9 protein-coding genes are annotated in these 12,627 nt (G+C 50.9%); all 9 read left to right on the plus strand.

What is annotated here, in order from left to right; translation table 11 throughout:
• The first annotated feature begins 222 nt into the window (after positions 1–222).
• Positions 223–3,456 (plus strand): phage tail tape measure protein, encoded by a 3,234-nt coding sequence (locus ACJHWK_RS19330; protein ID WP_410234900.1) that lies wholly within the window; start codon positions 223–225, stop codon positions 3,454–3,456.
• Positions 3,449–3,787, plus strand: a complete 339-nt coding sequence (locus tag ACJHWK_RS19335) for a phage tail protein (protein ID WP_000024051.1) — start codon at positions 3,449–3,451, stop codon at positions 3,785–3,787. Before ACJHWK_RS19330 ends, ACJHWK_RS19335 begins: the two co-directional genes overlap by 8 nt.
• On the plus strand, positions 3,787–4,485 hold the full coding sequence (locus ACJHWK_RS19340; protein ID WP_001152425.1) for a phage minor tail protein L: 699 nt from the start codon (positions 3,787–3,789) through the stop codon (positions 4,483–4,485). The genes ACJHWK_RS19335 and ACJHWK_RS19340 overlap by 1 nt, the downstream gene beginning before the upstream one ends.
• 5 nt (positions 4,486–4,490) lie before the next feature.
• Positions 4,491–5,234, plus strand: coding sequence for a C40 family peptidase (locus ACJHWK_RS19345; protein WP_072837587.1), 744 nt, complete (start codon positions 4,491–4,493; stop codon positions 5,232–5,234).
• Positions 5,231–5,779, plus strand: a complete 549-nt coding sequence (locus ACJHWK_RS19350) for a tail assembly protein (protein WP_001578257.1) — start codon at positions 5,231–5,233, stop codon at positions 5,777–5,779. Before ACJHWK_RS19345 ends, ACJHWK_RS19350 begins: the two co-directional genes overlap by 4 nt.
• A 60-nt stretch (positions 5,780–5,839) precedes the next feature.
• On the plus strand, positions 5,840–9,235 hold the full coding sequence (locus tag ACJHWK_RS19355; RefSeq protein ID WP_181205432.1) for a phage tail tip protein: 3,396 nt from the start codon (positions 5,840–5,842) through the stop codon (positions 9,233–9,235).
• Between the two features lie 67 nt (positions 9,236–9,302).
• Positions 9,303–9,902, plus strand: coding sequence for an Ail/Lom family outer membrane beta-barrel protein (locus tag ACJHWK_RS19360; RefSeq protein WP_113837217.1), 600 nt, complete (start codon positions 9,303–9,305; stop codon positions 9,900–9,902).
• A 64-nt stretch (positions 9,903–9,966) separates the two neighbouring features.
• Positions 9,967–12,342, plus strand: a complete 2,376-nt coding sequence (locus ACJHWK_RS19365) for a prophage tail fiber N-terminal domain-containing protein (RefSeq protein ID WP_000741769.1) — start codon at positions 9,967–9,969, stop codon at positions 12,340–12,342.
• Entirely contained in the window at positions 12,342–12,623 is a 282-nt protein-coding gene (locus ACJHWK_RS19370; protein WP_170886239.1) for a hypothetical protein, read from the plus strand. Before ACJHWK_RS19365 ends, ACJHWK_RS19370 begins: the two co-directional genes overlap by 1 nt.
• Positions 12,624–12,627: the final 4 nt, after the last annotated feature.

The following is a 12,627-nucleotide window of genomic DNA, read 5'->3' on the forward strand; positions in this document are numbered from 1 at the left end:
AATTTGAAGCAGTGATCTTTGCACTGGATGACCAGTATTTTCAGGAGCAGTGTGTGTAGTTGTTAATTACGTACACTCTGTTACAGAGATGTGATGGTGTCTTTAATTAAATCGATGATGCTCCTGGAGAAAAGCATTGCGTGACCTCGTAATCGCTATATCTACTATTATGTCGCCTGAAACCCACTTCGGTGGGTTTTTTGTTGTCAGGAGTTTTAATAAATGGCAGAGCAAACCTCGCGTCTCGCAATAATTATTGATAGCACTGGAGCGAAAAATAATGCTGACAATCTGACCTCCTCATTAGTCAAAATGACGCAGGCTGGGAAAACTGCTGCAAATAGCGCAGGGAAAGTGACTAAGGCAACAGAAGATGAGAAGAACGCGCTCGCAAAATTAAAAGCAGCTATTGATCCAGTTGGTGCCGCAATTGATACTGTCGGTCGACGCTATTCTGAATTAAAGAAATTTTTCGATAAAGGGCTTATTGATAAAGAAGAATATGAATTTCTTGTCCGTAAACTTAATGAAACCACAGAGGAATTGAGCGGGGTTGCGCAAGCGCAGAGAGAAGCCGAGAAGGCCGGAAAACTTGCTGCCGCCCAGCAGGAAGCGCAGGCTCAGGCCTTTCAAAGAATGCTGGACAAGATCGACCCTCTGGCTGCGGCGCTAAGAAATCTTGAACAACAGCAGGATGAACTTAATGCTGCGTTTGCATCCGGGAAAATAAATGGTTCTCAGTTTGAGAATTATAGCCGAAAAATACAGGAAACACGGCGAGAGCTTACCGGAGAGGCTCAGGCAGAGCGAGAAGCAGCAAAAGCGCATGATGAACAGGTTGTTGCTTTGCAACGTCTGATTGCTCAACTTGACCCTGTCGGAACTGCTTTTAACCGCCTGACAGAGCAGCAAAAGCAACTCAGCGAAGCAAAAGCCAAGGGGATGCTTTCTCCTGAAATGTATGAGGAGCTTTCTGGAAAACTTCGTGCTATGCGGAGTGAGCTTGAGGTTACTCAATCTCAATTAAGCAAAACCGGAATGTCGGCAAAACAAACGGCTTTTGCTATGCGCATGTTGCCTGCACAAATGACGGATATTGTTGTTGGGTTGTCCACTGGTCAGTCGCCTTTTATGGTGTTAATGCAGCAGGGCGGCCAGCTAAAAGATATGTTCGGTGGGATTGGCCCGGCGATCAAAGGTGTTGGTTCTTATGTGCTGGGATTAATTAATCCTTTTACCCTGGCCGCAGCAGCCGTTGGCGTCTTAGGGCTGGCTTACTATAAAGGCTCTCAGGAGCAGGACGAATTTAATAAATCTCTTATTCTTACCGGAAATCAGTTGGGGACAACCAGCGGGCAATTGGCCGATATAGTTCAACGTGCCGGGAATGCGGCTGATTCGACAACTGGCGCTGCGGCGGCAGTATTAAACCAGCTTGTGCGTTCGGGAAAGGTAGCGAGCAGTTCGCTGGAGCAAGTGACGACAGCGATAGTAAAAACGAGCGAAGTAACAGGAATATCAACCGAACAACTGGTTAATGACTTCAATGAAATTGCAAAGGATCCTGTCAGTGCCATATCAAAACTTAATGATCAGTACCATTTTCTGACAATTGCGACTTATAACCATATTAAGGCGCTACAGGATGAAGGGAACCAGCAGGAGGCCGCCCGCATTGCGACAGAAGCATACTCATCCTCAATGATCCAGCGCACCAACCAGATTAAAGAAAATCTTGGTTATCTTGAGACTGCATGGAAAGCTGTCGCAGACTCCGCAAAATGGGCATGGGATTCCATGCTGGATATTGGCTGTGAGGCCTCCCTTGATCAAAAAATCTCAGATGTTCTCCGTCAAATTGATGAAATAGAAAAAAATACCCGACCCGGAGTTTTCGGGTTAGGTGGCATTGGAGATGGCGGAGCTCAAAATAAAAGGCTGGCACGATTAAAGCAGCAATTGGGCGTACTTCAAGCAGAAAAAATTGCTCAGGACGTACTAAATTCATCAATAAACGATTACAACAAGCGACAACAGGAAGGAATTGAACTCAGACAGAGAGCAGATGCCTTTTCAAAACAATATCAGACCTGGGAGCAGCAGAGAGCTAGTGAACTTGCAAAACTGGAAAAACTAAAGAGTCAGTATTCAAAGGAAGAATATAATAATCTTATCGCTCAAATAAATGAGCGTTATAAAGATCCAAAGCAACCAAAGGCGAAAGGTTATTCGGATGATGCTGCCCAACGAATGATTGATCATCTGAATCAACAGAATGCGTTACTAAGTTCACAAACTGAATTAACCGTTAAATTAAGTTCCTCTGAACAGGAACTGGTTAAGTGGCGTCAGCAGATTGCCGACCTGGAGTCACGACCGTCATCGAAATTAACCAAGGATCAGAAATCGCTTCTCTTACACCGGGAAGAAATAACCGCGTTGATGGAGAAAAATGTTGCGATTGAAAAAAATAACAGGCTAATCAAGGAATCCGCCGAAATAGCTGCATGGCGTGATTCATTGCAGGCTTCGATTGATAATCGTCAACAGGGGTATGATATTCAGATTGCTGGTTATGGGGTTGGCGATAAAAATCAGCAGCGCCAGCAGGAATTACTGCGGATTGAACGTGAATATAACAATCAGCGTCTGCAACTTGAACGTGACTATGCAGATAAATCCCGTGGGATGTCAAATCATGTTTTTCAGGAGAAAATGCAGGCTCTGAATGATGCTCTGGAACGAGAAAAAGAAATTGTCAGACAGAAAAACGAGCAGCTCGATATTCAGGTAGGAGACTGGGTTAGTGGTGCCTCCCAGGGATTCAATAACTGGCTGGATGACACTAAGGATATCAGTGAGCAGATAAAATCAACCACGACTCAGATGTTTGATGGAATGACCGATGCGCTGGGTGATTTTGTCACGACAGGCAAGGCAAATTTTCGTTCTTTCGCTACTTCCGTGATTTCGGATCTTAGTCGAATAGCATTAAAGGCTTCAATTACTGGGATTTTCGACAGCATTAGTAACAGTTCTTCGGGGGGGATTTTAGGAACTATCGGGAGTGCTATTAGTAAATTTATTCCGAATGCAAAGGGCGGTGTTTATGAGTCTCCGTCATTGAACACGTATTCGAACGGTATTTATGATTCCCCGCAATTTTTTGCTTTTGCAAAAGGGGCTGGTGTTTTTGGTGAGGCTGGTCCGGAAGCCATTATGCCATTAACACGAACATCCGATGGTTCTCTTGGTGTCAGAGCTATTAATAGTAAAAGTGGTAATGGAGGCGGAGATATTACCTATGCCCCTGTATACCAAATCACTATTCAAAATGACGGCCAGAATGGAGAGATTGGCCCTCAGGCAATAAAAGCACTTATGGGGATGGTTGATCAGCGGGTGCAGGGCAATCTGTTAAATATGCGACGTGATGGGGGAATGTTAAGTGGCTAATACGGAAGAATTTCACTGGTTACCAGAGGATGGAATGAAAACAGAAAATAAACCATCGATAAAAACTGTAAGATTTGGCGATGGTTATGAGCAACGAAGTCCAAATGGACTTAATCATTCTCTGCGCGTTTTCACCTGTGATTTCAAAGTTGAGGCGAATGAACGTGATTCATTTGAAAAATTTTTAGCCCGGCATGAAGGCTATAAATCTTTTTTTTGGCGCCCGCCTGGTATTAACAGAAAAATCAGAGTGGTGTGTCGAACGTGGTCAGCGACAGAACATATCACCTATACCGATTTTTCGTGTCAGTTTGACGAAGTGGTGATCTGATGCAGGACATACAACAGGAAACGCTGAATGAATGCATTCGTGCGGAGCAGTCGGCCAGCGTGGTGCTCTGGGAAATCGACCTGACCGAGGTAGGCGGGGATCGCTACTTTTTCTGCAATGAGCAGAACGAGAAAGGAGAGTCTGTCACCTGGCAGAGTCGGCAGTATCAGGCCTATCCCATTCAGGGGAGTGGATTTGAGATGAACGGCAAAGGTGCCAGTGCAAGGCCAACGCTGAAAGTCTCTAATCTGCACGGCATGGTCACCGGGATGGCGGAAGACCTGCAGAGTCTGGTCGGCGGAACGGTGGTCAGGCGTAAGGTTTACGCCCGTTTTCTGGATGCGGTGAACTTCGTCAACGGAAACAGTGACGCCGATCCGGAGCAGGAGGTGATCAGCCGCTGGCGTATTGAGCAGTGCAGCGAACTGAGCGCGGTCAGTGCCTCCTTTGTACTGTCCACGCCGACGGAAACGGACGGCGCTGTTTTTCCGGGGCGCATCATGCTTGCTAATACCTGCACCTGGACCTATCGCGGTGATGAGTGCGGTTATCACGGTCCGGCGGTCGCGGATGAATATGACCAGCCGACATCCGAAATCACGAAGGATAAATGCAGCAAATGCCTGAGTGGCTGTAAGTTCCGCAATAATGTCGGCAACTTTGGCGGCTTCCTTTCCATTAACAAACTTTCGCAGTAAATCCCATGACAGAGACAGAATCAGCGATTCTGGCGCACGCCCGGCGATGTGCGCCAGCGGAGTCGTGCGGCTTCGTGGTGAGAACGTCGGAAGGGGAAAGATATTTTCCCTGCGTGAATATCTCCGGTGAGCCGGAGGATTATTTCCGGATGTCGCCGGAGGACTGGCTGCGGGCAGAGATGCAGGGTGAGATTGTGGCGCTGGTCCACAGCCACCCCGGTGGCCTGCCCTGGCTGAGTGAGGCTGACCGGCGGCTGCAGGTGCAGAGTGATTTGCCATGGTGGCTGGTCTGCCGGGGGGCGATTCATAAATTCCGCTGTGTGCCGCATCTTACCGGGCGGCGCTTTGAGCACGGGGTGACGGATTGTTACACGCTGTTCCGGGACGCTTACCATCTGGCGGGGATTGAGATGCCGGATTTTCATCGTGAGGATGACTGGTGGCGTAACGGCCAGAATCTCTATCTGGATAATCTGGAGGCCACAGGGCTGTATCAGGTGCCGTTGTCATCAGCACAACCGGGTGATGTGCTGCTGTGCTGTTTTGGTTCATCGGTGCCGAATCATGCCGCCATTTACTGTGGTGACGGCGAGCTGCTGCACCATATTCCTGAACAACTGAGTAAACGAGAGAGGTATACCGACAAATGGCAGCGACGCACACACTCCCTCTGGCGTCACCGGGCATGGCGCGAATCTGCCTTTACGGGGATTTACAACGATTTGGCCGCCGCATCGACCTGCGTGTGAAAACGGGGGCCGAAGCAGTCCGGGCGCTGACCACACAGCTTCCGGCGTTTCGTCAGAAACTGAGCGACGGCTGGTATCAGGTACGCATTGCCGGGCGTGATGCAGGTGAAACTGAATTATCAGCCCGTCTTAATGAACCGCTGGCAAATGGTGCCGTGATCCACATTGTGCCGCGTCTGGCGGGAGCCAAAAGTGGCGGTCTTTTTCAGGCTGTGCTGGGGGCGGCGCTGATTGCGGTGGCATGGTGGAACCCTGCAGGTTGGTTGGGGGCTGCCGCAATTACAGGAATGTATGGTGCGGGGGCCAGTATGGTGCTCGGTGGTGTGGCGCAGATGCTGGCACCGAAAGCCAGAACTCCCCGTACACAGACAACGGATAACGGCAAACAGAACACCTATTTCTCCTCACTGGATAACATGGTTGCCCAGGGCAATGTTCTGCCGGTTCTGTACGGTGAAATGCGCGTGGGGTCACGGGTGATTTCGCAGGAGATCAGCACGGCAGATGAAGGAGATGGTGGTCAGGTTGTGGTGATTGGTCGTTGATGCAGAATGTTTTGTGTGAAACCGCCTCAGGGCGGTTTTGTCGTTTCTGGAGCGTGAGGAATGGGTAAAGGCAGCAGTAAGGGGCATACCCCGCGCGAAGCGAAGGACAACCTGAAATCATCCCAGATGCTGAGCGTGATAGACGCCATCAGTGAAGGGCCGATTGAAGGTCCGGTGGACGGATTAAAAAGTGTGCTGCTGAACAGTACGCCGGTGCTGGACAGTGAGGGGAATACCAATATCTCCGGTGTCACGGTGGTGTTCCGGGCAGGTGAGCAGGAGCAGACACCGCCGGAGGGATTTGAATCCTCCGGCTCCGAGACGGTGCTGGGTACGGAAGTGAAGTACGACACGCCGATTACCCGGACCATCACGTCTGCAAACATCGACCGTCTGCGCTTTACCTTCGGTGTGCAGGCACTGGTGGAAACCACCTCAAAGGGGGACCGGAATCCGTCGGAAGTCCGCCTGCTGGTTCAGATACAGCGTAACGGTGGCTGGGTGACGGAAAAAGACATCACCATTAAAGGCAAAACCACCTCGCAGTATCTGGCCTCGGTGGTGGTGGATAACCTGCCGCCGCGCCCGTTTAATATCCGGATGCGCAGGATGACGCCGGACAGCACCACAGACCAGCTGCAGAACAAAACGCTCTGGTCGTCATACACCGAAATCATCGATGTGAAACAGTGCTACCCGAACACGGCACTGGTCGGCGTACAGGTGGACTCGGAGCAGTTCGGCAGCCAGCAGGTGAGTCGTAATTATCATCTTCGCGGGCGCATTCTGCAGGTGCCGTCGAACTATAACCCGCAGACGCGACAATACAGCGGTATCTGGGACGGAACGTTTAAGCCAGCATACAGCAACAACATGGCCTGGTGTCTGTGGGATATGCTGACCCATCCGCGCTACGGCATGGGAAAACGTCTTGGTGCGTCGGATGTGGATAAATGGGCGCTGTATGTCATCGGCCAGTACTGCGACCAGTCGGTGCCGGACGGCTTTGGCGGCACGGAGCCGCGCATCACCTGTAATGCCTGGCTGACCACGCAGCGTAAGGCGTGGGATGTGCTCAGTGATTTCTGCTCGGCGATGCGCTGTATGCCGGTATGGAACGGGCAGACGCTGACGTTCGTGCAGGACCGACCATCAGATAAGGTGTGGACCTATAACCGCAGTAATGTGGTGATGCCGGATGATGGCGCGCCGTTCCGCTACAGCTTCAGCGCCCTGAAGGACCGCCATAATGCCGTTGAGGTGAACTGGATTGACCCGAACAACGGCTGGGAGACGGCGACAGAGCTTGTTGAAGATACGCAGGCCATTGCCCGTTACGGTCGTAATGTCACGAAGATGGATGCCTTTGGCTGTACCAGCCGGGGGCAGGCACACCGCGCCGGGCTGTGGCTGATTAAAACGGAACTGCTGGAGACGCAGACCGTGGATTTCAGCGTGGGTGCTGAAGGGCTTCGCCATGTACCGGGCGATGTCATTGAAATCTGCGATGATGACTATGCCGGTATCAGCACCGGTGGTCGCGTGCTGGCGGTGAACAGCCAGACCCGGACGCTGACGCTCGACCGTGAAATCACGCTGCCATCCTCCGGTACCACGCTGATAAGCCTGGTTGACGGAAGTGGTAATCCGGTCAGCGTGGAGGTTCAGTCCGTCACCGACGGACTTAAGGTGAAAGTGAATCGGGTTCCTGACGGCGTTGCAGAATACAGTGTGTGGGGGCTGAAGTTGCCGACGTTGCGTCAGCGCCTGTTCCGCTGTGTGAGTATCCGTGAGAACGATGACGGCACGTATGCCATCACTGCCGTGCAGCATGTACCGGAAAAAGAAGCCATCGTGGATAACGGGGCGCACTTTGACGGCGACCAGAGCGGCACGGTGAATGGTGTCACGCCGCCAGCGGTGCAGCACCTGACCGCCGAAGTCACCGCAGACAGCGGGGAATACCAGGTGCTGGCGCGCTGGGATACGCCGAAGGTGGTGAAGGGCGTGAGCTTTATGCTTCGCCTGACCGTGGCAGCGGATGACGGCAGTGAGCGGCTGGTCAGCACGGCCCGGACGACGGAAACCACATACCGCTTCAGGCAGCTGGCTCTGGGAAATTACAGTCTGACAGTCCGGGCGGTAAATGCGTGGGGGCAGCAGGGCGATCCGGCGTCGGTATCGTTCCGGATTGCCGCACCGGCAGCACCATCGCGGATTGAGCTGACGCCGGGCTATTTTCAGATAACCGCCACGCCGCATCTTGCGGTTTATGATCCGACTGTACAGTTTGAGTTCTGGTTCTCGGAAAATCGGATTGCGGATATCAGGCAGGTTGAAACCAGCGCGCGTTATCTTGGCACGGCGCTGTACTGGATAGCCGCCAGTATCAATATCAAACCGGGCCATGATTATTATTTTTACGTTCGCAGTGTGAACACCGTCGGCAAATCGACATTCGTGGAGGCTGTCGGTCGGGCGAGCGATGATGCGGAAGGTTACCTGGATTTTTTCAAAGGCCAGATAACCGAATCCCATCTCGGCAAGGAGCTGCTGGAAAAAGTCGAGCTGACGGAGGATAACGCCAGCAAACTGGAGGAGTTTTCGAAAGAGTGGAAGGACGCCAACGATAAATGGAATGCCATGTGGGGCGTCAAAATTGAGCAGACCGAAGACGGCAGGCATTATGTCGCGGGGCTTGGCCTTAGTATGGAGGATACGGAGGAAGGCAAACTGAGCCAGTTCCTGGTTGCCGCTAACCGTATCGCGTTTATTGACCCGGCAAACGGGAATGAAACGCCGATGTTTGTGGCGCAGGGCAACCAGATATTCATGAACGAAGTGTTCCTGAAGTATCTGACGGCTCCCACCATTACCAGTGGCGGCAATCCTCCGGTATTTTCCCTGACACCGGACGGGCGGCTGACGGCGAAAAATGCCGATATCAGCGGTAACGTGAATGCGAACTCCGGGACGCTCAATAATGTCACGATTAACGAGAACTGTCGGGTTCTGGGAAAACTGTCCGCGAACCAGATTGAAGGCGATCTCGTTAAAACAGTGGGCAAAGCTTTCCCCCGGGACTCCCGTGCACCGGAGCGGTGGCCATCAGGGACTATTACCGTCAGGGTTTATGACGATCAGTCGTTTGACCGGCAAATTGTTATTCCAGCGGTGGCTTTCTGCGGTGCCAGACATGAGCGGGAGAATAGCGATACTTATTCGTCATGCCGCCTGATAGTGAAGAAAAACGGGGCTGAAATTTATAACCGAACGGCTCTGGATAATACTCTGATTTACACGGGTGTTATTGATATGCCTGCAGGCAGTGGTGTAATGACACTGGAGTTTTCTGTATCAGCATGGTGGGTAAATGGTTGGTATCCCACAGCAAGTATCAGCGATTTGCTGGTTGTTGTGATGAAGAAAGCCACTGCAGGCATCAGTATCAGCTGAATTTTATAACCCCAATACGGGCGTCAGAAATGACGCCTTTTTTATTGCAGAAAAGCGAGAGGTAATTATGCGTAAATTATGTGCTGTTATTCTGTCCGCAGTAGTCTGGCTGGTTGCCGCTGGTACGCCAGCGAGCGCAGCAGAGCATCAGTCCACACTAAGCGCCGGGTATCTTCAGACCCATACTGATATGCCAGGCAGTGATGACCTGAAGGGCATTAACGTGAAATACCGTTATGAATTTACGGACACGCTGGGGCTGGTGACGTCATTCAGTTATGCAGGATACAAGAATCGTCAGCTGACCCGTTACAGCGATACCCGCTGGCATAAAGATTCCGTGCGTAACCGCTGGTCCAGCGTGATGGCGGGGCCGTCTGTGCGCGTGAATGAATGGTTCAGCGCGTATGCGATGGCGGGTATGGCTTACAGCCGTGTTTCGACTTTTTCCGGGGATTACCTCCGCGTAACTGACAACAAGGGGAAAACGCACGATGTGCTGACCGGAAGTGATGACGGTCGCCACAGCAACACGTCTCTGGCGTGGGGGGCTGGCGTGCAGTTTAACCCGACCGAATCCGTGGCCATTGATATTGCTTATGAAGGTTCTGGCAGTGGTGACTGGCGCACTGACGGTTTCATCGTGGGTGTCGGTTATAAGTTCTGATTAGCCAGGTAACACAGTGTTATGACAGCCCGCCGGTTCAGGCGGGCTTTTTTGTGGAGTGGATATGGCAGCAGTAAAAATCTCAGGTGTGCTGAAAGATGGTGCGGGAAAACCAATACAGAACTGCACTATTCAACTGAAGGCAAAGCGTAACAGCACCACGGTACTGGTGAACACGGTGGCCTCTGAAAATCCGGATGAAGCCGGGCGTTACAGCATGGATGTTGAGTATGGCCAGTACAGCGTCACCCTGCTGGTTGAAGGTTTTCCGCCTTCACATGCCGGGACCATTACCGTCTATGAAGGTTCCAGACCAGGTACGCTGAATGATTTTCTCGGTGCCATGACGGAAGATGATGTCATGCCGGAGGCATTGCGTCGTTTTGAGGAAATGGTGGAAGAAGCGGCACGCAACGCTGAAGCCGCCTCTCAGAGCGCAGCGGCGGCAAAGAAATCCGAAACTGCAGCGGCATCATCGAAGAACGCGGCGAAAACCTCAGAAACGAATGCAGCTAACAGCGCACAGGCGGCAGCGACCTCACAGACTGCATCGGCAAACTCCGCGACAGCAGCCAAAAAATCAGAAACCAACGCGAAAAACAGTGAGACAGCCGCAAAGACGAGCGAAACCAACGCAAAGTCCAGCCAGACGGCAGCGAAAACCAGCGAAACGAATGCTAAAGCCAGTGAAACTGCGGCAAAAAACAGCCAGGTTGCAGCAGCCCAAAGCGAGAGCGCGGCAGCCGGTTCTGCGACTTCAGCAGCTGGATCAGCAACTGCTGCGGCTAACAGCCAGAAAGCTGCGAAGACGAGTGAAACTAACGCAAAGTCCAGCCAGACGGCAGCGAAGACCAGCGAAACGAATGCCAAAGCCAGTGAAACTGCGGCGAAAAGCAGTCAGGATGCAGCGGCCCAAAGCGAGAGTGCCGCAGCCAGTTCTGCAAGCGCGGCGGCTGCTTCTGCCACTGCATCAGCTAACAGTCAAAAAGCAGCAAAAACCAGTGAAACCAACGCAAAGGTGAGCGAAACAGCGGCTGCGAACTCAGCGAAAGCATCGGCAGCAAGCCAGACGGCAGCTAAAGCAAGCGAAGATGCAGCCAGAGAGTACGCAAGCCAGGCTGCGGAGCCGTATAAATATGTCTTACAGCCGCTGCCTGATGTGTGGATACCATTTAACGATTCGCTGGATATGATTACGGGCTTTTCGCCATCATATAAAAAAATTGTTATTGGTGACGATGAAATAACGATGCCTGGCGACAAGATTGTTAAGTTTAAACGTGCATCGAAAGCAACCTATATTAACAAATCTGGTGTGCTGACAGAGGCTGCCATTGACGAGCCACGATTTGAACGTGATGGCCTGCTTATTGAGGGGCAAAGAACAAACTACATGCTCAATTCGGAAAGCCCTGCCAGTTGGGGGCGATCGTCAAATATGGATGTGCCCGAAACAGGGACGGATAATTTTGGTTTTACCTATGGAAAGTTTGTCTGCAACGATTCTCTGATTGGGCAAACCTCAGCCATTAATATGGCATCAATTGCTGCAACAAAGTCAGTTGATGTCTCAGGCGATAATAAACACGTGACAACCTCATGTCGTTTTAAAACAGAACTGCAGGTAAGGTTGCGTATCCGGTTTGATAAATATGACGGTAGCGCAACAACTTTTCTTGGTGATGCGTATATTGATACACAAACGCTTGAAATTAATATGACAGGCGGTGCTGCCTCAAGGATTACAGCGAGAGTCAGAAAGGACGAAGCTACCGGATGGATTTTTGCAGAGGCAACAATTCAGGCAATTGATGGGGAGTTAAAAATAGGCTCTCAGATACAGTATTCTCCTAAGCAGAGCGGGGCAACCGTATCTGGTGACTATATTTATCTGGCCACCCCACAAGTAGAAGATGGGCCTTGTGTATCATCTTTTATTATATCAGGAGCGACGGCGGCGACCCGCGCAAGCGATATAGTTACAGTTCCAATTAAGAATAATCTTTATAATCTTCCTTTTACGGTTCTTTGTGAGGTACATAAGAACTGGTATAAAACGCCAAATGCAGCGCCACGTGTTTTTGATACCGGCGGTCATCAAACCGGAGCGGCTATTATTCTTGGCTTCGGTCGTTCAACAGATTACGACGGATTTCCTTATTGCGATATTGGAGGAGCTAACAGACGGGTAAACGAAAACGCATCGCTTGAAAAAATGGTTATGGGGATGCGTGTAAAGTCAGAGCAGTCTACGTGCTCAGTAAGTAACGGGCATATATCCAGCGAAACAAAAACCACATGGTCCTGTATTCAGAACACCGCAATTATCCGTATTGGAGGCCAGACTACAGCCGGGTTACGTCATTTATTTGGTCATGTCAGGAATTTCAGAATATGGCACAAGGCATTGACTGATGCTCAGGTGGGGGAGTCAATCTAATGAAAGATTTAACACTCAAATTTGAAGACAGTGCCGACTTTTCGGCCTTTATGGAGAGTATTGGCTATTATGATGACGAGTCGATGCAGGATGATATTCTTATCGACGTGATAGGTAACGTGTACAAAGAAACCGGAGAACTGACTGAAGATGGCGAACCGGTATGTGTTAAGGAAGACGGATATTTTGTAAACGTGCGCATCATTAATGATTCGCAAATATCGTCATTATTCGATGAATACGTGGTTGCTGTTGAGCATCAACTTCGTGGCTGGATGTGAGGAA

It is taken from the genome of Escherichia sp. WS547 (genome assembly GCF_046486065.1).
In the GTDB taxonomy this organism is placed as follows: Bacteria; Pseudomonadota; Gammaproteobacteria; order Enterobacterales; family Enterobacteriaceae; genus Escherichia; species Escherichia coli.

Bases quoted from the DNA above. Each gene is read 5' to 3' on its own strand.
- ACJHWK_RS19330 (WP_410234900.1), top strand. From the start codon at position 223: ATGGCAGAGCAAACCTCGCGTCTCGCAATAATTATTGATAGCACTGGA.
- ACJHWK_RS19340 (WP_001152425.1), top strand. From the start codon at position 3,787: ATGCAGGACATACAACAGGAAACGCTGAATGAATGCATTCGTGCGGAG.
- ACJHWK_RS19345 (WP_072837587.1), top strand. From the start codon at position 4,491: ATGACAGAGACAGAATCAGCGATTCTGGCGCACGCCCGGCGATGTGCG.
- ACJHWK_RS19355 (WP_181205432.1), top strand. From the start codon at position 5,840: ATGGGTAAAGGCAGCAGTAAGGGGCATACCCCGCGCGAAGCGAAGGAC.
- ACJHWK_RS19360 (WP_113837217.1), top strand. From the start codon at position 9,303: ATGCGTAAATTATGTGCTGTTATTCTGTCCGCAGTAGTCTGGCTGGTT.
- ACJHWK_RS19365 (WP_000741769.1), top strand. From the start codon at position 9,967: ATGGCAGCAGTAAAAATCTCAGGTGTGCTGAAAGATGGTGCGGGAAAA.
- ACJHWK_RS19370 (WP_170886239.1), top strand. From the start codon at position 12,342: ATGAAAGATTTAACACTCAAATTTGAAGACAGTGCCGACTTTTCGGCC.